The sequence below is a fragment of the Micromonospora zhanjiangensis genome (assembly GCF_042650605.1).
Lineage (GTDB): Bacteria > Actinomycetota > Actinomycetes > Mycobacteriales > Micromonosporaceae > Micromonospora_J > Micromonospora_J zhanjiangensis.
Genome location: NZ_JBHSBN010000006.1, coordinates 22581 through 41456 on the forward strand (window position 1 = coordinate 22581; position 18876 = coordinate 41456).

The window sequence follows — 18876 nt, forward strand, 5'->3', positions numbered from 1 at the left end:
TCGGTGTCAGGCCAGCGGAGACCGGGTCGGGAACGGGAACCCGTTGCCGCCCCCGGTGCCGCCCGTCGGACTGCCGGTCGGCGACGGGGTGTTGTTGGCCGGTCCGCTGGGCTCGGTCGTCCTCGGGATGGTGACGGTGATGGTGACCGTGCTGTTCTTCGGCAGCGACTCGCCGGCGCCCGGGTTCTGGTCGCTCACCCGACCCGCGAGGCTCGGGTCGACCTCGTCGCCCTCGACGGTCTTGACCTTGAATCCCGCGTCCTGCAACGCCTTCCGCGCGTCGTCCACCTTCTTGTTGACGACGTTGGGCACCTGACGCACATTGTTGCGGGAGACCTTGACCGTGACCTCGCTGCCGGTCGGCACCTGGTTCCCGGAACTCGGGTTCACCTCGACGACCTGGTTGTCCTTCTTCTCGCTGTCCACCTCTTCGCGCTTGACGACCAAGTCCAGCGCCTTGAGCTGGTTGAGGACGGTGTTGTAGTCCTTGCCGACCAGGTCGGGCGGGATGGTCACCTGCTGCGGGCCACCGCAGATCGTGAGGTTGACCGTGGTCTGCCGCTCGACCCGCAGGCCCGGCTTCGGGTCCTGGTCGGTGACCGTGCCCTTGACGCAGTCGCCGCGGGTCGTCGCCCCGGCCACCGGCTTGAGTCCCTGCGCGGTCAACGTGGACACGGCTTCCGCCTGCGGCCGACCGACCGCGTTCGGGACGCTGACCTTGTTCTCGTTGCCCTTGGTCATCCACAGGCCGACGACCAACGCCACCACGGCCAGCACCCCGAGCGCGCTGAGCGCGGCGAGCACCCAGGCCGAGGACTTGCGCTTGCCGGCGTCACCGACCCGGGCCGGCATGGGTCGGGTCGCGGGTCCGCCGCCGCCCGGACCCATCGGCACCGACGCCCCCATCGCGACGGTCTCGCTCTCCCGCATCACGGGGGTGGCCATCACGGGTCGCCCGGCCGCGGCGCGCAGCAGGTCGGCCCGCATCTCACCCGCGCTCTGGTACCGGTTGAGCGGGTTCTTGGAGAGCGCCTTGAGCACGATCGCGTCGATCTGCGGGGTGACATCCGGGTTGATGTCGCTCGGCGCCGGCGGGTCCTCCCGGACGTGCTGGTAGGCCACGCTGACCGGGCTGTCGCCGACGAACGGCGGGTGCCCGCAGACCAGCTCGAACAGCACGCAACCGGCGGCGTAGACGTCGGACCGGGCGTCCACCGCCTCACCGCGGGCCTGCTCCGGGGAGAGATACTGTGCGGTGCCGATCACCGCGCTGGTCTGCGTCATCGTGGTGGCGCCGCTGGCCAGCGCCCGGGCGATGCCGAAGTCCATCACCTTGACCTGACCGTTGAGGGTCAGCATCACGTTGCCGGGTTTGATGTCGCGGTGGATGATCCCGTGCCGGTGGCTGAACTCCAGCGCCGCGCACATGTCGGCGGTGATCTCCATGGCCCGACGGGGCATCAGTCGCCCCTCGGCGGCCAGCACCTCCTTCAGGGTGCGCCCGTTCACGAACTCCATCACGATGAACGGCAGCGTCTCGCCGGTGGGCCCGATCTCCTCGCCGGTGTCGTAGACGGCGACGATGGCCGGGTGGTTGAGCGAGGCGGCGTTCTGCGCCTCGCGCCGGAACCGCATCTGGAAGGTGGCGTCCCGGGCCAGGTCGGCCCGCAGCATCTTGATCGCGACATCGCGGCCGAGCCGGAGGTCACGCCCGCGATGCACCTCGGCCATGCCGCCGTAGCCGAGCAGCTCGCCGACCTGGTATCTGCCACCCAGCAGACGGGCCTGCGCCGTCATCTCGTCCGTCGTCCTTCGCTCGTCTGGTCACCCTGCCGGACCAGCTGCCCCACCTGACGGTACGGCGTGTGGCCCGGCCCGTCCCGACCCGCGTCCGTCGATGGACCCCTCGCGGCCGTACCGTGCGGTCCGTCGATGGCCCAAGCCGAAGACCCTACCCGGACACCGCGCGGTTCGGGTTGACGAAGATCGGATGCGACGGCCGTCACCGTACGCATTCCCAGCGCGGTCGCGCCGTACTTGTTCACCCAGTAGGAAATCATGCCGGAGCACAACACGACCAATAGACCGACGACGATGGCAAGTGTGATCATGAGTGGTCGGTTGGTGGCACCGTTCGAAGCGGCCGGTGGTCGCGGCACCCCGACCGGTGGTCGCGGCGCGCCGGCGGCCGGCGGCCGGGGCGCGTTGTAGGAGGGTTGCGGCACCGCGGCGGCACCCCGGTTGTAGCCGGTCTGGGCCGGCGGGGCGGTGGTGGGCCGGCGCGCCGGGCCCGCCTGCTGGCCGAGCGCCGGCGGCACGGAGGTCGGCTGCGGCGCCGAGGTCGGGGCCGCCGCCAGAGGCCGGGCGGCCGGCGGGCGGGGCGCGGGTGGCCGGGCGGTCCCGGTCGCCGCCTGGTACGGGGGACCGCTCCGGGCGCTCACCGGCGAGCCGGGCGAGCCCGACACCGGTTGCCCGGTCTTCCTGGCGTTGGACAGGGCGCTGGCGGTCTGCCGCGCCACCGACGCCAGCGCCGCCGCGGTCGGGTACCGGGCGGCCGGGTCCTTGGCCATCGACCGCTCGACGATCGAGCGAACCGCGGGCGGGCAGTCGGCGGGCAGCGGCCGGGGCGTGTCCCGGACGTGCTTCATGGCGATTTCGAGTGGATTGTCACCCTCGAACGGTCGCCGGCCGGACAGGCACTGGTAGGCCACCACGCCCAGGGCGTACACGTCGGAGAGGGGGGTGGCGACCGCGCCGGACGCCTGCTCCGGCGAGATGTACGAGGCGGTGCCCAGCACCGAACCGGCGGCGGTGAGCTGCCCGACCATCTCCGACCGGGCAATGCCGAAGTCGGTCAGCACCAGTGTGCCGTTCGGCCGGACCAGCAGGTTGCCGGGCTTCACGTCGCGGTGCACGATGCCCTTGTCGTGCGCGGCCTGCAGGGCGTCCGCGGCCTGCGCGACCAGCGCCATCGTGCGCGCCGGGGTGAGCCGCCCGACCCGGCTCAGGGTCCGGTCCAGGGCGTCACCCTCGACGTACTCCATCACCAGGAAGGCGATCTGCTGGTCGCTGCCGTAGTCGTAGACGTCCACCACGCCGGCGTGGTTGATGGTCGCCATGGTCCGGGCCTCGCCGCGGAACCGTTCGGCGAAGCCCGGTTCGTCGAGCAGCGCGGGCAGCAGCACCTTGACCGCGACGGTCCGGCCGAGCACCTCGTCGGTGCCGCGCCAGACGTCGCCCATCCCGCCGCCACCGATGCGCTCGTCCAACCGGTACCGGTTGCCGAGCTGCATGCCGGGGCTGAGCATCACTTGATCCTCTTGTCGGCGATCACCGCTCGCATGATCTCCCGCGCGATCCGGGCCGTCTCGGCACTGCCACCCCTGCCCGCGGACTCCAGCGCGACGGCGACCGCCGAGATCGGCTGGCCGTCCTTGCTGACGAAACCGATGAACCAGCCGTGGTCGTCGGTGTTCTCACCGTTCTCCGCCGTACCGGTCTTGCCGCCGACGGTGAAGCCGCTGATCCGGGCCGACCGGCCGGTGCCGTTCTCGACCACGCTGACCATCATGTCCTGCAGGTCGCGGGCCACCTGCGGGCTGACCGGCTGACGCAGCTGCTTCGGGTCGGCGGCGTAGTAGCTGGTGGTCCGGTCCGGCCCGAGCAACTTGTCGACCAGGTACGGACGCATCTGGCTGCCGTTGTTGACCACCGCCGCGGCGATCATGGCGCCCTCCAGCGGGGTCATCCGGACGTTCCGCTGCCCGATCGAGGACTGGGCGAGGGTGCCCGCGTCGGGCTGCCCGTTCGGCCCCAGCATCGTCCCGGTCTGGCTGGCGCTGACCGGCAGCCCGCCGCCGGTGAGCCGGCCGACCGTGAGGTCCTCCTGTTCGAACCCGAACTGCCGGGCCTTCTCCCTGATCTTCTCGGCCCCCAGCTTGACCGCGAGTTGGGCGAACCCGGTGTTGCACGACTCGGTCATCGCGTTGATCATGGTGACCTGGTCCTCAGGGCAGATCGACGACGCCGCGTTCGTGATGTCGGCGCCCGCGCCCGGCGGCCGGTAGACGCTGCCGGCCGGAATCTTGCTCTGCTTGGTGTAGCCGTTCTCCAGTGCCGCCGCCGCGTCGATGACCTTGAAGGTCGATCCGGGCGCCAACAGCTCGTGCGTCGCCCGGTTCAGCAGCGGGCCGTTCTTGTCGGCCATCAACTTCTTGTACGCGTCGCTGACCTCGTTGCCGTCGTGGCTGGCCAGCGGGTTGGGGTCGTAGCTGGGCACGGAGACCAACGCCTGGATCGCCCCGGTCCGCGGGTCGATCGCGACCGCCCCGCCCTTGGCGGCACCGACCCGGTTGTCGACGAGCTGCTTGTACGCGGTCTCCTGCACCGTTCGGGAGATCGTCAGCAGTACGTTGCCGCCGCTGGTCTTGCTGCCGGTGAACAGGTCCCGGGCCCGGTCGACGAACAACTGGTCGCTGTTGCCGGAGAGGAAGTCGTCCTCGCTCCGCTCGATGCCCGTGACGTCGCCGTTGACCGGCTTGTAGCCCACGATGTGCGCGTACGGCGCGCCCTTGGGGTAGACGCGCTGGTACTTCAGCTCGCCGTTGGTGTCCTTGACCGTGGCCAGGGCGGTGCCGCCGGCCTCGATGTTGCCCCGCTTGCGCTCGTACTCGGCGACCTGGACCCGGCCGTTGTACGGGCTGGTGCGGTACTCGTCCGCCTTGTACGCCTGAACCCAGTTGAGGTTGGCGAACAGCAGGCCGAACAGGATCATGACGACCACACCGACCTTGCGCAGTGGCGCGTTCACGGGCGGATCACCTCCGTCTGTGCGCCGTGCAACTTGGCGGGTGCGGGCGAGCCGCCCGCGGTGCGGGCCAACGGCGTGGTGGTCACCGGCTTACGGGCGGCGTGGGAGATCCGCAGCAGCATCGCGACCAGCAGCCAGTTGGCCATCAGCGACGAGCCGCCGGAGGAGAGGAACGGGGTGGTCTGGCCGGTCAACGGGATCAGCTTGCTGATCCCGCCGACGATGACGAAGACCTGCAGCCCCAGGGTGAAGGCCAGGCCGCCGGCGAGCAGCTTGCCGAACGAGTCGCGGACCGCCAGGGCGGTTCGCAGACCGCGCTCGACGATCAGCAGGTAGACCACGAGCAGCGCGGTGAGCCCGAACAGCCCGATCTCCTCGCCGATGCCGGCGAAGATGAAGTCGTTCCGCACCTCGGGGATCTTGCCCGGCTGGCCGCCGCCCGGACCGGCCCCGAACAGGCCGCCGGTGCCCAGCGCGAACAGGCTCTGAACGAGCTGGTAGCCCTTGTTGGTCGGATCGGCGAACGGATCCAGCCAGATCTCGGCCCGGAGGTAGAAGTTGGCGAACGGGCCGCCCACCGTCCCGCCGAGGAAATAGGCCAGGAAGGCGCCGCCCACGAAGAGCAGCAGGCCGATGATCAACCAACTGGCCCGTTCCGTCGCGATGTAGACGGTGACCACGAACATGCCGAAGTAGAGCAGCGAGGTGCCGAGGTCCTTCTCGAAGACCAGGACCAGCACACTCAGCAGCCAGACGCCGACCACCGGGCCGAGGTCCCGACCGCGCGGGAAGTCGATGCCGAGGAACCGCCGGCTGGCCAGCGACAGCACCTCGCGCTTGCGGACCAGGTAGTAGGCGAAGAAGACCAGCAGTGCCAACTTGGCGAACTCGCCGGGCTGGATGCTGAACGAGCCGATGATGATCCACAGCTTGGCGCCGTAGATCTCGGAGTACCGGGCCGGCAGGACCGCCGGGATCATCACCAGGACGATACCGGCCAGACCCAGCGTGTACGCGTACCGGGAGACCGCCCGGTGATCCCGGATGAGCAGCAGCAACCCGGCCGCGAGCAGCACCGCGAGCAGGGTCCAGAGCAGCTGGTGGCCGCCGAACCCGCCGAACAGCGGGTACTTGATCCGGTCCGCCGCCTCGGCGTTGTCCAGGTCGATCCGGCGCAGGAAACCGATGCCGATGCCGTTGAGCAGCGCGACCGCGGGCAACAGGGCCGGATCGGCGTACGGGGCGGTGAACCGGATCACCAGGTGCAGACCGAGGAAGACGGCCGCCAGCGCCGCGTTCGGCACCCAGAAGCCGATCCGTACGGTGCCCAGCACGTTGGCCTCGATGGTCGCGCTGTACGCCACCGCGAGGCCCATGGCGAAGAGCAGCAGGGCCAGTTCGGCGTTACGCCGCGACCGCCATTCCCGGGTACGCGGCATCTCGCCCGTCGTCGCGGGCGTGGATGTCGGTCCGACCGGGGCGCTCATCACTGGTTCCTCGGATCGATCGAGCCGACACTCACTCCGAAACCCGGCATCCGCCCGGGTCGGTCGCCGGCGGGACCGTGTCGGAGGACTGGGCGTCGGGAGTGGTCGTCGGCGGGAACGGGCTGCCGACCCCGCCCGGCGTCGGGCTGCCGGCCGGGCCGGGCGTGCCGTTCGCCGGCACCGTCGGCGTACCGACCGGCTGTCCCGCGGCAGCACTCGGCGGACAGGTCGGCTTGAGGTTCGGGTTCGAACCGTTATCGTTGATCAACTCGGCGAGCGCCCGTTGGGCGTCCGGCTCGCTCTTGGCCTGGATGCCCTGCTTGACCTGCTCCTGGGCGGCCGTGGTGAGGTCGTCCAGCTTGGTGCCGCTGGTCTGGTGCACGTTGGACAGGTCGATGCCGGCGATCTGTCCCGGTACGCCCTGGAAGACAGCGACCTGCCCGTCCTCCGTGGCACCGACGTAGTACTGCCGCTGGGTGTAGCTCCAGCCGCCGTAGAGACCGGCGCCGAGCAGACCGACCAGGACGACCAGCAGCGCGGCGGTGCGCACCGGGTGCCGACGGGGACGGTCGTTCTCGTCCTCCCGGCTCCCGTTCGACGGTGGCTCGGGACTGGCCGGCCGGGGTGGGTGGAGCGCGGAGGCCCGCGCGGCGGGGGTCGAGTCGTCGGCCGAGGTCGCCATCCCGCGATCCCGGGCCGCCGCGCCGCCGACGATCGGCGCCGCCTCCAGGATGTCCTGGTCGGTGGCGTCCGCGACCACCACGGTGATGTTGTCGGGACCGCCACCGCGCAACGCGAGCTGCACCAGCCGCTCGACGCACTGCTGCGGATCGGCGAACTCCCGCAGCGCGTCGCCGATGGTCTCGGCGCTCACCACGCCGGAGAGGCCGTCGCTGCAGATCAGGTAGCGGTCGCCGGGAAGCACCTGGCGGACCGAGTACTCCGGGTCGATGTCCCGGCCGTCGAGGGCCCGGGTGAGCAGCGACCGCTGCGGGTGGCTGCTCGCCTCCTCCAGACTGATCCGGCCCTCGTCGACCAGCATCTGGACGTACGTGTCGTCTTTGGTTATCTGGGTGAACTCACCGTCGCGCAGCAGGTAGGCGCGGGAGTCGCCGATGTGCACCATGCCGATCTTGCTGCCCGAGAAGAGGGTGGCGGTCAGCGTGGTGCCCATGCCTTCGAGCTGCGGGTTCGCGTCGACGGTGTCCCGCAGCTGTTGGTTGGCGGTGTCGACGGCCGACCGTAACGCGTCGACCAGGGCGTCACCGGGGACGTCCTCGTCGAGCGGGGCCATCGCACCGATGACGATGTTGCTGGCGACGTCACCGGCGGCCATGCCGCCCATGCCGTCGGCGACGGCGAGTAGCCGCGGCCCGGCGTAGACGGAGTCTTGGTTTCCGTCTCGGATCAGACCGCGGTCGCTGTGGGCCGCATAGCGCAGGGTCAGAGTCATGGCCGTAATTCGAGAGAAGTGCGGCCGATCCGGATCGGCACGCCGAGGGGGACGGGGGTTGGTCCGGTGACCTTAGCGCGATCGAGGTACGTGCCGTTAGTCGAGCCCAGATCCTCCACGAACCACTGCCCCGAGCGGGGCACCAACCTGGCATGTCGCGCCGAGGCGTAGTCGTCCGTGATGACCAGGGTGGAGTCCTCCGCCCGGCCGATCGTGATCTGTGCCTCGCCGAGCGTGATCCGGGTCCCGGCCAGCTGCCCGGCGGTGACGACGAGTTGGTGCGCCGCCCGCCCCTTCTTCACCTTGGCCGGCCGCGACGGTCCGGCCGTCAGGCCGACGCCCCGGGGCGCGGCGACCAGCTTGCTGGACTTGGCGCCGGCGAACAGGTCCCGGCGGATCACCCCGACGACGGTGAACACGAAGATCCACAGCAGGATGATGAACCCGAACCGGGCGACAGTGATGACGAAAGCGGGCAAGGTCCTTAGCCGTCCACTCGGAACGTGAGGGTGGTCGTCCCGAGCTGGATCATGTCACCGGGGTTGAGCGCGACGGCCGAGACCCGCTGGCCGTTGACCATGGTCCCGTTCGTCGAACCCAGATCGGTGAGCACCACCTGGGCACCGTCGAAGTCGAGCCGCGCGTGCCGGCGGGAGATGCCGACGTCCGGCAGCCGCAGGGTGGCCTGGTCACCGCGGCCGATCACGGTGGACCCCATCTGCAGGGGATAGGTCCGACCGTCCCCGGAGACCAGTCGCACGTTGCGGCCGCCGGGAGGTCCCTGCGGCGGGCCGTAACCACCACCCTGGTCGTACGCGGGGTACTGCGGCGGCGCGTCGTACTGCTGTTGGACCGGCGCCACGTCACCACCCGTGTAGACCTCGGCGGTGACCCGGAACATGCCGGTGTCCAGGCCGTCACCCCGCTCGATCTCCACGATCACGTCGCCGTAGACCGTCCACGCCTGCTCGCCGATGAACTCGGCCTGCGACTGGGCCAACTCCTGGGCCAACGCGGCAGCGTACGGCGCGAGCCGGCTGTGGTCGTACGGCGAGAGATCGATCACGTAACGGTTGGGCACCAGGGTGCGCCCACCGGCGAGGATCGCCTTGTGCGCCTCGGCCTCCCGCTGCATGGCGTTGAGGATCTCGACGGGGTGCACTACCCCCTTGAACACCTTGGCGAAGGCCCCTTCGACCAGGCCTTCCAGTCTCTTCTCAAAGCGTTGCAGCACGCTCACCGGCTCCTCCTCGGGTCCCGAGGACATGATGGTATCCGGCCTCCGCTCGTACGGCTCGTACGCCGCTCGGCCGCCTGCTCGCCGGCCTGTCCTGGTGGCCGACACTTCTCGTGCTACTCTTCCATCCGCCGCGAGCGGTAACGCTCTCGGCGCACGTGGGACCAGCGTATTATGTCCCGGCCCCCGGTGTTCAGCCGGGATCGGGGCGGATCTACACTAGTTCGGAACGTGTGCCACGGGGAAGTGGCGGAATGGCAGACGCGCACGGTTCAGGTCCGTGTGCCCGAAAGGGCGTGGGGGTTCAACTCCCCCCTTCCCCACCGGTCGAGAAGGGCTCCGCAGCCGCGGGGCCCTTCTCGCGTTTTCGGAGCAGGCCGGAAGCACGGAGAGCGATCGGCACCGGGTTATGCTCCGATGGTTTCTGTCCCCCACCCAGGAGTGACGTGTGACTGTCGCGTTGGTGACCGGATCAGGCGGTCTGATCGGCTCGGAGGCGGCCCGGCACTTCGCCGGACTCGGCCTCGACGTCGTCGGGATCGACAACGACATGCGCCGCTACTTCTTCGGCGAGGACGGCTCGACCGCCTGGAGCCTGCAGCGGCTCGGCGCCGAACTGGGCGGCGCGTACACGCACTTCGAGGTGGACGTCCGGGACCGGGACGGCCTGGCGCAGGTGTTCAAGAAGTACGGCTCGGACATCGCCGTGATCATCCACAGCGCGGCCCAACCCAGCCACGACTGGGCGGCCAAGGAGCCCTACACCGACTTCGACGTCAACGCGGGCGGCACGCTCAACATGCTGGAAAACGCCCGGCAACACGCCATCGAGGCACCGTTCATCCACTGTTCGACCAACAAGGTGTACGGCGACCGGCCGAACAGCCTCCCGCTGATCGAGCTGGACACCCGGTACGAACTGCCCGAGGACCACCCGTACCACCAGGGCGTGACCGAGGACATGTCGATCGACGCCAGCCTGCACTCGATCTTCGGCGCCTCGAAGGTGGCCGCCGACGTGATGGTGCAGGAGTACGGCCGTTACTTCGGCATGCGGACGGTCTGCTTCCGGGGCGGCACGCTCACCGGCCCGGCCCACTCGGCCGCCGAACTGCACGGCTTCCTCGCGTACCTGATGCGCTGCGTGATGGAGGGGCGCACCTACAACCTCTTCGGTTACAAGGGCAAGATGGTCCGCGACGCGATCCACTCGCACGACGTGCTGACCGCGTTCGAGGCGTTCTTCCGCGCGCCCCGGGTCGGCGAGGTCTACAACCTGGGCGGGGGCCGGTTCTCCAACACCTCGCACCTGGAGGCGTTCGCCGTCGCCGAGGAGATCACCGGCCGCCAGGCCGAGATCAACTACGTCGAGCAGAACCGGACCGGCGACCACCAGTGGTGGATCAGCAGCATGGCCCGGTTCGAGGCGCACTACCCGGACTGGAAGATGACCTACGACGTGCCGATGATCCTCCGGGAGATCTACGAGGCCAACGCCGACAAGTGGATGCGCCGGGGATGATCGCTCAGGGCAAGCGGAACGTACTCGGCGTCCTGGTGGACGCCGTCGACTACGACGCCGCCACCGAACAGGTGGTCGACGCCGCCCGCGAACGGCGCCCGTTCGCGTTGACGGCGCTCGCCGTGCACGGCGTGATGACCGGCGTGCTCGACCCGCCGCACAACGCCCGGCTCAATTCGTTCGACCTGGTCACCCCGGACGGGCAGCCGGTGCGCTGGGCGCTGAACCTGCTGCACGGCGCCGGCCTGACCGACCGGGTCTACGGTCCGACCCTGACGCTGCGCGTCCTGTCCCGGTTCGCCGACGAAGGGCTGCCGGTCTACCTGTACGGCTCGACCGAGGAGACCCTGGCCCGACTCGTCCCCGCCCTGGAGCGGATGTTCCCGGCCCTCAAGATCGCGGGGGTCGAGCCGTCCAAGTTCCGGGCGGTACGCCCCGGCGACGACGTGGAGATCGCCGACCGGATCCGGAACTCCGGCGCCCGGCTGGTGCTGGTCGGCCTGGGCTGCCCCCGGCAGGAGGTCTTCACGTACGCCATGCGGCCGCTGCTGGACCTGCCGCTGATGGCGGTCGGTGCCGCCTTCGACTACCACGCCGGCCTGCTCCGTACGCCGCCGCCGTGGATGCAGCGCGCCGGCCTGGAGTGGTTCTGGCGGCTCGGGCTGGAACCGAAGCGGCTGTGGCGCCGTTACGTCATCCTCAACCCGGCCTACCTGGCCCGGCTCGCCGCGCAGAAGACCGGTCTGTGGAAGGCCACCCCGCCGCCGGCCGCCACCGAGCGCCCGGCGACGTTCGCCGTCTGACCGGTACGGTGCCGGGTCCGGTCGCCTGACGGCGCCCACCGGCGTCTCCGCCGACCGGGCAGCCAGGTCCGCCACGCGCCGTCCCGGCTACGTCTCGGCGACGCCGGACCAACCGGCGACGGTCCGGGTGACGCATCGACCGGTCACGCTCAGCGTCAGTGCTGCGGTCCGGACGAGCGTTCCGGCCGTGCCCGCCACCGTGATCCGGTAGCCGCCACACTGGGCGCCGGGTGCGGCCCGCAGCACCAGCGTCGAGGACCGGCCGGCCGGCACGGTGGCCGGCCCGAACGCGGCGGTCACCCCGGCCGGCACTCCCCGAGCGGACAGTACGACCGGCGGCGGCGAGCCACGTACCAGGAGGGTGCGTACCGTCACCGTGACCGCGCGTCCGGCGGCGACGGAGGTGTGGGTCGGCGCGAGCGTGAGCGCGAAGTTCCCGGTCGGAGCCGGTGGCGGCGCGGCGCCGACCACCCGGAGCAACCGGTTCGGCGTGCCCGCGCCGGCGTCCCGGACCACGCCCGGGGTGGCCGCGTCGACCAGCGCGGCCCGCACCTGCGCCGGGGTCCAGGCCGGATTCGCCGCGAGCAGCAGCGCGACCGCGCCGGCCACGTGCGGCGCCGCCATCGAGGTCCCGCTCACCGTCCGGCTCGCCGTGTCGCCGTCGTTCCAGGCGGAGGTGATTCCCACGCCGGGCGCCAGCAGGTCCAGGCAGGAGCCGTAGTTGGAGAAGCTCGCCGCCCGGTCGTCGACGTCGGTGGCGCCGACCGTCAACGCGGCCGGTTGCCGGGCGGGCGAGTACCCGCAGGCGTCCTGCCGGCTGCCGAAGAGGTCCCCGTTGCCGGCGGCCACCGCGTAGCTGATTCCGGTGGCGACCGAGTTCGCCACCGCCGTGTCCAGCGCCGCGCTGGCCTCGGCGCCCAGGCTCAGGTTGGCCACCGCCGGCCGGACGGCGTGCCCGGTGACCCAGTCGATCCCCGTCACCACCTGGGCGATGCTGCCGGTTCCGGCGCAGTCGAGCACCCGGACCGCGACCAGCCGGACCCGTTTCGCCACCCCGTACGTGGTGCCGCCGAGGGTGGCCGCCACGTGCGTGCCGTGCCCGTTGCAGTCGTCGGCGGTGCCGCCGTCCACCGCGTCGTACCCGGAACCGGCCCGGCCACCGAAGTCCCGGTGACTTGTCCGGACACCGGTGTCGATGACGTACGCGTGCACCGTCCCGGCCGCGTCCGGATAGGAGTAGGCGGCGTCCAGCGGCAGCTTCGCCTGGTCGATCCGGTCCAGTCCCCAGGACGGCGGACGCGCCTGGGTGCCGGCCAGCCGGACGGTGCGGTTCTGCTCCACGAGGGCGACCGACGGGTCCGCCGCCAGCCGGCCGGCGACCGCGGCGCCGGCCCGCAGTTCGAATCCGCGTAACGCCGACGACCAGGTACGACCCACCGTACCGCCGTGCCGGTCGACCAGTTGCCGGGCCGAGTCCCCGACCGCGCGGTGTGCCCGGTCCGGGCGGAGCACGACCAGGTAGCTGCCGTGGATCGCGTTCGCCGCCTCGGAACCTGCCACGGGTCCGGTCGGTGCGCCGGCGACCGCGGGCGCGGCCGTCGCCACCAGGACCGACACCACCAGGCCGACCAGCGCGGGCGGGTGACACAGCCGCATCGTCCTCGCCCTCCGGCGAGCGGTCGCCGCGCTGGGTGCCGAACGCCGGCGGCGTGACCTCGGGCGGATCGACGCGATGACCCGGTCCCCTACGGGATGGTTTTCCGGGGTGGTCGGGGGACGCGCCCGGATCCGGGCGGTCGGGAAACGGGTCATGCTCATCCCGTGAATCCTGATCTCATCGGCATGGTCGCCATCGCGCTCCTCTGGCTCACCGCCGGTGCCCTGGCCGAGGGCCTGCCGGGCCGGCGTACCGCGCGGTCGCTGCGTCGGCGTACCGCGACGGTGCTGATGCTGACCGCGTCCGCGCTGGCGGCGATGGCGGCGGTGGCCGCGACCGCGCTGGTCACCGCCGGTCCGACGAACGCCGACCGGATCGCGCTCGGGCTCGTCCTGCCGGCCGCGCCGGCGCTGGTCGTGGCGGTTCGGACGGTGGCCCGGCTGCGACTGTTGTGGGCCGGTACGGGCGCCTTCACCGGCGCTCCCGGCACCCCGGTGCCACCCCGGCTCCGGGCCGCCGCGGCGCACCCGATGATCGCGGTACCCCTGCAGATGGTCGGCCTGGCGACGCTGCCGGCGACGGTCACGGCCGCCACCGGTGGCACCCTCACCACCGGCTCGGCCCTGCCCGGACTGGTGCTCACCGCGGCCGGGCTGGCGGTGGTCACGATGGGGATTCGGCACGCGATCCGGCACAGCCGGTTGGCCGAGTGGACGGTACGACCCCGGTCGACGTCATCGCACGCCTCAACAGTCCTGGCGAATCGCGCGCGCCAGGAGCCGCGCCGGTGCGGGCCGGCAGCCGGCCCGCACCGATTCGACGCTCAGTCCAGGTCGAACTCGCCGTCCTTCGCGCCGTAGACGAACGCGTCCCACTCGTCCGGCGTGAAGAGCAGCGCGGCACCGCTCGGGTTCTTCGAGTCGCGTACCGCGATCGCCCCACCGACGAACGCGACCTCGACGCAGTTGTCACAGTTGGGCCCGCTCCGCGAGCTCTTGAACCAGGATGCCTGGCTCAAGTCCACGCGGAACCCTTTGGCCTCCACTTCCACAATGGCTCCTTTGCCAACTTCGCGATCAGAGCCACGGATTCCTCCGGACGGATTGCCGCGGCTCGGATGTGATCGAAGATGAAGATGTATTTCTGTAGCTCGTCGCTCTTCTCCAGGAAGAGCCCGCCCGTGGCGTTCTCGGCGTACACCACGTCCGGATCGCCTGCCTCCGGGAAGTCGAGAATCGTGAACGTGCCGTCCATTCCGGCGTGTGCCCCGACCTCGAACGGCAGGATCTGAAGCGTCACATTGGGCAGGTCGGCCGCTTCGACCAGGCGCTCCAACTGGGCTCGCATCACCGCGTCCCCGCCCACCGGCCGGCTCACTACCGCTTCATCCAGCACCACCCACAAGTCGATTGGATCGTCCTGGCTCAGTAACGACTGACGGCCCAACCGGACACGGACCCGCTGGTCTACTTCTTCCACGCTGATGTCCGGGCGGGCCGCCCGGATCATCGCCCTGGCGTACTCCTCGGTCTGCAGCAGGCCCGGGACCACCTGCTGCTCGTAGGCCCGGATCGAGCCGGCCGCCGCCTCCAGGCCCACGTACGCCCCGGTCAGCACCGTGCTGTAGGGGTGCCACCAGCCCTTCTGCCGGGCCTCCCGGGCGATCTGCACGAGCTCGTCGCTCTCGGTCCCGACGATGCCGTAGATCCGCAGCATGTCGCGCACGTCGCGCGGCGTGGCCGAGGTGTGTCCGGTCTCGATCCGGGAAATCTTCGAAGCGGAGCATTCCAGCTCCTCGGCGACCCCCTCGATGGTCACCCCGGCGGCCTCCCGCCGGCGGCGCAACTCGGCGCCGAGGCGGCGACGGCGTATTGTCGGGCTCCGGCGCTCGGTCACCGGTCCACCTCCGGTCGATCGCGCATCAGGACCGAGGCCCGCCGCGGGCGCGACCGTCGCCAGCGGGCCGTCGTTTCGCGGCGGTTCCGGGGTACGAGTCAGCCGGCCGCGGCGGCGAACAGGTGTCCAGTCTGCCGCGCCGGCATGCGCAACATCAAGCGCCGGAACGGCCACGGGGACGACTGAAGCAAATATCTACCTGCAACTTGCATTGATCATGTCCTTGGTGCACTCTTTCCGTATGGCTCGGGTTACGCAGCGTTTCGGTCCTTGTGAAGCACGGAGCGCTCCCCCTCCTCGAAGGACCGGCGCGACGTGCGCGGCCCGGCCACGACACGGAATCACGCCTCGGGAAAAACCTCGCCGCTGTGCGTCAAGCCGCTACGGCGGCGGGAGCGGTCCCGGGGCCGGAGATGTTGGCCAGGCCGGTGATCGGCCGGCAATGACCCGGCGGAAATCGGCCTGACCGACATCTCGTTCCACCTCCTCGTCCATGGTTGGTCGGCCATGGAACCGAATGTCGACGCTTCCTCACTTATTCACCTCTCGCCGGTTCATTTCCTCCGGCCGGATCGGACCAGGAGTTGACGTTGCTTCCCCGCTCTGGAGATGTGCTGCAGGTGACGCGCGCGGCAAGCGTGCAATTCGTCGAACCGATCCTGTTCCGCGTCATCCGCGTACACGACTGGCCGACCTACGACGGCTGGATCTGGCTCGACGGTTACGAACTCAACGTCTCGGGCGAAGCCGTCGACCGTCGGTCCATCTTCGTCCAACTCCACGGCCTCCGGCAGGTGCGGCGGGCCCCCGAACGGCGGCTGCCCGGCGCGCAGCGGATGCCGGCCGGCCGGGTCCGCGTCTGACTCACCGTCGGGTCGGACGCGGTCCGAACGGATTCTCCACCGTCGGGCCGGTACCCGGTTGGCTTCTCGTCGGATGCCCGCCCGGCGCCTCGGCGATCACGAGCGTCACCAACTGACCAGCGGGGACCTGAGTACCGGCGGTCGGTTCCGTCGCGACGACCGTTCCCGGCGGCTGGTCCGAGACCCGGTACCGCAGCCGGTAGGTCAGGCCGAACTGGTCGAGCACCGCCCGGGCGGTGTCCTCGGGCAACCCGACCACGGGTGGCACCGTCACCGACGCAGCCGAGCTGCTGGCCTGCGAGGTCGGCACCGAGGGAGTCGGAGCGGCCGAGGTCGGCGCGACGGTCGACGACGGCACCCCGGCGGTCGGCACCGAGGGGGTAGGGGCCGGGTTCTGCCGGCGTGCGTTGGCGATCAGCCAGAGCCCGAACCCGAGCACCCCGAGCAGCACCAGCGCCACCACACCGAACAGGATGGGCGTCCACCACCGACGATCGGACCGGTCGTCGTCCGCCGGGTACCACTGCGTCGGGCCGGGTCCGGTGGCCGGCGGGGGCGGCACGCCGGCTCGGCCCGACCAGCGCGGATCGGTCGGCGGGGCGACCTCGTGCCGCGCGGCCTCGTGCGGACCGGTCGGCTGGTGCGCCGGCGGCGGCTCGGTCGGATGGTGAGCCGCCCGGGTCGTCGGCTCGGACGGGGCTCCCGGCCGATCGGCGGACGGCGGTCGCTCGTCGGCGAAGGGGTCGAACTCCCGGGTCTGGTCCAGTTCGTCGCGGTCGCCCGGCTCCCGTCCGCCGGGTGGGGACGTGCCCGGCGGCTCCTGAGGATCGTCAGCCATCGCACGCCTCCTCTGCGCCAGGGCCCGCCAGTTCAACCTAACCGGCCCGACGGGTGCCGGGTGGCGGACCAGGCCAACCCGGCGGAAACGTGTCTGCGTCGATCAGGAATCCCCCGACGGTTCTCCTGGCTTGCCGCAGTGCAACACGATCACGTCGTTCCAGTGGGCCTGCTCGTCCGGGCCCGGTTGCTGCGACAGCACCTTTCCGCTCTCCCCGTCGGGGTAGCGCGGATCGAGTCCCTCCTCCACGACACGTTTGCGCGCCTCGCCGCACGACTTCCCGATCAGTTCCGGGACCGCGACCACCGGCGCCGCGCCGGCCACCGTCACGCGCACGGTGGTGCCCTGCTTGACCGGTGCGTCGGCACTCGGGTCGGTGCTGGTCACCGTGCCGTCGTCACCGGATCGGCCGAAGACCAGACGCCAGCCGAGTTTCCGCTCGCGCAGCGCGTCCCGGGCGTTCCGGAAGTCCTTCCCGACCAGATTCGGCACCGTCAACTGGTTGGTGGCGGGCCGCGACGGGCGGCCGTCGGTGGCCCGTTGTCCGGTGGGCCCGGCCGGGCCTCGGGTGGTGGGTGAGTACCCGGAATCGGTCGGTGTCGTCCTGTTCTCCGCTCCGGTGCGCGAAACCGTCCGCTCGGCGTCGGCGACCAGTTTGCCGCCCACCGCGCCGACGGTCGCCAGAACGACCACGGCCACCGCCCCACCGACCACCAGCGGCCAGCGGTCGGGCCGCCCGGGCCGCTCGTTGCCCTGCAATGCCACGCCGGACACCTCTCTCGTCACCCCGGGATCCGCCGGCCGGCGGCACCGCACGCACCCATCAAACCCGATCCGGTCGAGTCCGCCCCGCCCACCCGCCACCCACCGGACGGGTACCCCGTGGTGCGGCAGCCGGCCCGGCGGGGCGGCGGGCTGGTCCACGGCTCGCTCACCCGGCCGGTGACCGCTACGCTGCCCGGCATGGCCGTACGGGGCTGGGGAGGATCTGTCGCCACGGCGACCGGCGTGGCCGCCGGTGCCGGCGCCGCGCAGTTGGGGCTGGGCTACGGGCTCGGCGTCGTCGCCTGGCTGCCCGCCGCCGGCGGCACGGCCGAGACCGTCTGGGTGGCGAGCCTGGCCTGGGCCGCGTGGATCGCGGCGACGTCCACCGTCGTCGGCGCCCTCTGCGCCGCCCGCCTGACCCGGCCGGTCGGCGGCGGATCCGTTGCCGACCATCACACCGGCACGGATTCCGCGCTGTGGCGTGCCGCGCTGGCCGTCGCGGCCGCGGTGGGCGGGTTGCTCACCGTGGCGCTGATCGCCGTCCCGGCCCGCGCGGCATCCGGGGCGGGCAGCGGTTCGGCGCAGACCACCGCGGCCGGGTACGCGGTGGCCGGGGTGCTGGTCGGGCTGGTCGCCGCGCTCTGGGCGCTGTCCTCGCCGGCGGTCGCCGGCAACATCCTGGCCACGGTCTGCTGGCTGTGGTTCCTCGCGGTGGTGGCCGTGGTCGACGGGGTGCTGGCCGGCCGGTCGGCCGAGGGCTCGCAGCTCGGCGTCTGGCAGCTCACCGGGGACGTCGACCGGTTCTGGGCCGGTGACTACTTCTACTGGCCGGGAGCCCTCATCTCGCTCGGCTCGGCGCTGGTGATCGGTGCCCTGGCCGCCCGGTCGGCCGCCCGGCGTCCGGACGCGCGGGTCGGTGTGGTGGTCTCCGGTGGCGCCGGTCCGCTGCTCGTCGCGGTCGCCTACTTCCTGACCGCACCCCGGCTGGTCGACATCCGGGCCGAGCAGGTGTCGGCCCACCTCGCGGCGCCGTACGCGGTGATCACCGGGCTGGCCGGCTCGGTGCTGGTGGCCGCGCTAATGCAACGGGCCGAGCAGCGCGGCCGGGACCGGACGGGCGCGGGCGCGGCGACCCCGGTCGCCGGATCGACCGGTGCGGGGACGGCGATTCCGGCCCAGCCGGACCGCGCCGCCGGCACCGACACCGCGACCACCGAGCCGCCCGGGACCGGACCGACGAAGATCGGATTGGCCGGGTGGACCCGGCGGGTGCGCCCCAACTCGGAGACCGGCACCGACTCGGGGTCGGAGACGCCGAAGGTCGACGAGGCCGGGTCGGAGACCGGCACCGACTCGATCACCGGCTCGGAGCCAGAGACGAGGAAGACCGGCAGGGCCGGGTCGGCGACGACGGGTGAGGCCGGGTCGGAGACGAGGAAGCCCGACGAGGCCGGGGAGGAAACGGCATCGGGTGCGGCCGGGCGCTCGGCGCTCGGCCGGCTCGGCCGGGTGGGGCGACGCCTGCGCTGAGCGGCGGGCCGGTGG

The 18876-nt window shown here is 71.5% G+C and carries 17 protein-coding genes and 1 tRNA gene; 6 read left to right on the top strand and 12 right to left on the bottom strand.

Translation table 11 applies throughout. The features are described from left to right. Positions 1–6: 6 nt before the first annotated feature. The 7 genes from pknB to ACFOX0_RS10890 form a co-directional block, all read right to left on the bottom strand. Entirely contained in the window at positions 7–1797 is a 1791-nt protein-coding gene (gene pknB / locus ACFOX0_RS10860; protein ID WP_377544319.1) for a Stk1 family PASTA domain-containing Ser/Thr kinase, read from the bottom strand. Then, on the bottom strand, positions 1794–3308 hold the full coding sequence (locus tag ACFOX0_RS10865; RefSeq protein WP_377544321.1) for a serine/threonine-protein kinase: 1515 nt from the start codon (positions 3306–3308) through the stop codon (positions 1794–1796). Before ACFOX0_RS10865 ends, pknB begins: the two co-directional genes overlap by 4 nt. Continuing rightward, complete coding sequence (locus ACFOX0_RS10870; RefSeq protein ID WP_377544324.1) at positions 3308–4810, bottom strand: peptidoglycan D,D-transpeptidase FtsI family protein; 1503 nt, start codon at positions 4808–4810, stop codon at positions 3308–3310. Before ACFOX0_RS10870 ends, ACFOX0_RS10865 begins: the two co-directional genes overlap by 1 nt. Beyond that, positions 4807–6249, bottom strand: coding sequence for an FtsW/RodA/SpoVE family cell cycle protein (locus ACFOX0_RS10875; RefSeq protein WP_377544874.1), 1443 nt, complete (start codon positions 6247–6249; stop codon positions 4807–4809). The genes ACFOX0_RS10870 and ACFOX0_RS10875 overlap by 4 nt, the downstream gene beginning before the upstream one ends. A gap of 79 nt (positions 6250–6328) precedes the next feature. Further along, positions 6329–7750 carry a BofC C-terminal domain-containing protein gene (locus ACFOX0_RS10880; RefSeq protein ID WP_377544326.1) on the bottom strand — a complete coding sequence of 474 codons (1422 nt, stop codon included), beginning with the start codon at positions 7748–7750 and terminating at the stop codon, positions 6329–6331. Beyond that, complete coding sequence (locus ACFOX0_RS10885; RefSeq protein ID WP_377544328.1) at positions 7747–8229, bottom strand: FHA domain-containing protein FhaB/FipA; 483 nt, start codon at positions 8227–8229, stop codon at positions 7747–7749. Before ACFOX0_RS10885 ends, ACFOX0_RS10880 begins: the two co-directional genes overlap by 4 nt. Before the next feature lie 5 nt (positions 8230–8234). Beyond that, entirely contained in the window at positions 8235–9017 is a 783-nt protein-coding gene (locus tag ACFOX0_RS10890) for an FhaA domain-containing protein (protein ID WP_377544331.1), read from the bottom strand. A 210-nt stretch (positions 9018–9227) separates the two neighbouring features. Here ACFOX0_RS10890 and ACFOX0_RS10895 point away from each other — a divergent pair. From ACFOX0_RS10895 to ACFOX0_RS10905, 3 genes are all read left to right on the top strand, one after another. After that, a tRNA-Leu gene (locus tag ACFOX0_RS10895) sits at positions 9228–9310 on the top strand. Positions 9311–9435: 125 nt separating this feature from the next. Next, positions 9436–10509 (top strand): NAD-dependent epimerase/dehydratase family protein, encoded by a 1074-nt coding sequence (locus ACFOX0_RS10900; RefSeq protein ID WP_377544334.1) that lies wholly within the window; start codon positions 9436–9438, stop codon positions 10507–10509. Next, positions 10506–11312 (top strand): WecB/TagA/CpsF family glycosyltransferase, encoded by an 807-nt coding sequence (locus ACFOX0_RS10905; protein WP_377544337.1) that lies wholly within the window; start codon positions 10506–10508, stop codon positions 11310–11312. Before ACFOX0_RS10900 ends, ACFOX0_RS10905 begins: the two co-directional genes overlap by 4 nt. Positions 11313–11399: 87 nt before the next feature. Here ACFOX0_RS10905 and ACFOX0_RS10910 read toward each other — a convergent pair whose 3' ends face one another. Then, the gene (locus ACFOX0_RS10910) at positions 11400–12968 is read right to left on the bottom strand and encodes a S8 family serine peptidase (protein ID WP_377544340.1); all 1569 of its coding nucleotides are present in this window, start codon (positions 12966–12968) and stop codon (positions 11400–11402) included. Between the two features lie 165 nt (positions 12969–13133). Here ACFOX0_RS10910 and ACFOX0_RS10915 point away from each other — a divergent pair, with 165 nt between their 5' ends. Then, positions 13134–13829, top strand: a complete 696-nt coding sequence (locus ACFOX0_RS10915) for a hypothetical protein (RefSeq protein WP_377544343.1) — start codon at positions 13134–13136, stop codon at positions 13827–13829. On the opposite strand, the gene ACFOX0_RS10920 is transcribed toward ACFOX0_RS10915, so the two are convergent. Further along, entirely contained in the window at positions 13793–14014 is a 222-nt protein-coding gene (locus tag ACFOX0_RS10920) for a DUF397 domain-containing protein (protein WP_377544345.1), read from the bottom strand. The genes ACFOX0_RS10915 and ACFOX0_RS10920 overlap by 37 nt on opposite strands. Beyond that, positions 13984–14865 carry a helix-turn-helix domain-containing protein gene (locus ACFOX0_RS10925; RefSeq protein ID WP_377544347.1) on the bottom strand — a complete coding sequence of 294 codons (882 nt, stop codon included), beginning with the start codon at positions 14863–14865 and terminating at the stop codon, positions 13984–13986. Before ACFOX0_RS10925 ends, ACFOX0_RS10920 begins: the two co-directional genes overlap by 31 nt. A 590-nt stretch (positions 14866–15455) precedes the next feature. Between ACFOX0_RS10925 and ACFOX0_RS10930 the strand changes: the two genes are divergently transcribed. Then, positions 15456–15728, top strand: a complete 273-nt coding sequence (locus tag ACFOX0_RS10930) for a hypothetical protein (RefSeq protein WP_377544350.1) — start codon at positions 15456–15458, stop codon at positions 15726–15728. A 1-nt stretch (position 15729) separates the two neighbouring features. Here the strand turns inward: ACFOX0_RS10930 and ACFOX0_RS10935 are convergent, their stop codons facing one another. Next, entirely contained in the window at positions 15730–16566 is an 837-nt protein-coding gene (locus tag ACFOX0_RS10935) for a PASTA domain-containing protein (protein ID WP_377544353.1), read from the bottom strand. 102 nt (positions 16567–16668) lie between these two features. Beyond that, positions 16669–17352 (bottom strand): PASTA domain-containing protein, encoded by a 684-nt coding sequence (locus ACFOX0_RS10940; RefSeq protein WP_377544356.1) that lies wholly within the window; start codon positions 17350–17352, stop codon positions 16669–16671. Positions 17353–17448: 96 nt separating this feature from the next. Between ACFOX0_RS10940 and ACFOX0_RS10945 the strand changes: the two genes are divergently transcribed. After that, positions 17449–18861, top strand: a complete 1413-nt coding sequence (locus ACFOX0_RS10945; protein WP_377544359.1) for a hypothetical protein — start codon at positions 17449–17451, stop codon at positions 18859–18861. Positions 18862–18876: the final 15 nt, after the last annotated feature.